The 1,287-nt window shown below is 55.9% G+C and carries 2 protein-coding genes; both read right to left on the bottom strand.

What is annotated here, in order from left to right; all coding sequences use genetic code 11:
* The coding region (locus ACI3UA_RS09560) for a histidine kinase (RefSeq protein ID WP_439724589.1) at nucleotides 1-497 on the bottom strand (497 nt) is incomplete at its 3' end.
* Nucleotides 498-507: 10 nt separating this feature from the next.
* On the bottom strand, nucleotides 508-1,152 hold the full coding sequence (locus ACI3UA_RS09555) for a potassium-transporting ATPase subunit C (RefSeq protein ID WP_439724588.1): 645 nt from the start codon (nucleotides 1,150-1,152) through the stop codon (nucleotides 508-510).
* Between the last annotated feature and the right edge of the window lie 135 nt (nucleotides 1,153-1,287).

The raw sequence follows: 1,287 nt of genomic DNA, 5'->3' as shown, positions 1-1,287 counted from the left end.
ATGTGCTGCACGTTGACAGAGGTGTAGACGTTGATGCCGGCATGCAAAAGCTCCTCAATGTCCTGCATGCGCTTTTGATGGCGGCAGAAGGGCGCGTTGGTATGGGCCAGCTCGTCCACCAGCACCAGCTGCGGCCGCCTTGCCAGCACTCCGTCAACATCCAGCTCGGCAAGCTCGATGCCGTGATAGACGCCCTTTTTCAGGGACAGCACTTCCAGTCCCTCCAGCAAGGCAGCAGTAGCAGGACGCTGGTGTGGCTCAATATAGCCGCACACCACATCAACCCCGGCCTTTTGCGCCTCATGCGCCGCCTCCAGCATGGCGTAGGTCTTGCCCACCCCTGCCGCATAGCCAAAAAAGATTTTCAGCCGTCCCTGTACAGGCTGATTGTCCATCTGCTCCGCAGCCTTTAACTGCCGCAAAATTTTCTCGGGATTGCCCCTGTCCATAATATTCACTCCCTGTTCACCCTGCAAAAGCATGGCGCCATACCGCATGGCATTTCCTTCACTGCAAGACCCGCTTCCAGCCATCCGGCAGGCTGTCAAGCTTCCCGTCCAGCATCAGGTTGACCTTCAGCACATTGACACGGGGCTCCCCGAATACTCCCAGGAATCTGTCCGATGTGTTCTTTTCAATAATCTCCCTGATGTCCGTCTGACTGCGCCCTGTTTCCCGCGCCAGCCTTGCCACCTGATACTCCGCTGCCGCCGGGGAAATCTCAGGATCCAGCCCGCTACCGGAGACGGTCACCAAATCCGCAGGAATAGGCGCATCCCCCATCTCCGGGTGAGCCGCCCGGATTTTAACAATATTTTCCGCCACCAGCCTGCCAAATTCCTCACTGACAGGACTGAGGTCGGTAGGTGCACCATACAGCAGAGGACTGCCGTCCTTGTCCCGCAAAGCCACGCCATCCACATTCATCTCCCTGCCCCACAGGTGATTTTTCGCCGCAAAGGGCTGTGCTATGTACTCGGAACCACATACACTGCTGCCATCCCGGGCATATATCAGGCTCCCCTTAGACTGCACTGGAAACAATATCTGCGCCAGTCCCGTCATAGCCAGCGTATACACACCGCCCAGCAATATCGTAAACGCTAACAGCATGCCCATTGACTGCCGCAAAAGTATCTTTTTCCCTTCCATTTTGCATCCTTCTTTCCACAAGCTCCTTTTCACGAGCTTTCTGCCGTAAACCTCTCTTCACAACCCTCTCCCTGCCAGTGCCTTTCCATAAACCACTTTTCACGAAATTCTCCCCATCGGCTTACCTGCGGCAAC

Source organism: Anaerovibrio sp. (genome assembly GCF_051866355.1).
In the GTDB taxonomy this organism is placed as follows: Bacteria; Bacillota; Negativicutes; order Selenomonadales; family Selenomonadaceae; genus Anaerovibrio.
Note: the sequence above shows the minus strand (reverse complement) of the source record. Positions and strands in the feature narration are given on the sequence as shown.

Excerpts from the sequence above, each read along its gene's own strand:
- ACI3UA_RS09555 (WP_439724588.1), bottom strand. The coding sequence starts at position 1,152 with ATGGAAGGGAAAAAGATACTTTTGCGGCAGTCAATGGGCATGCTGTTA.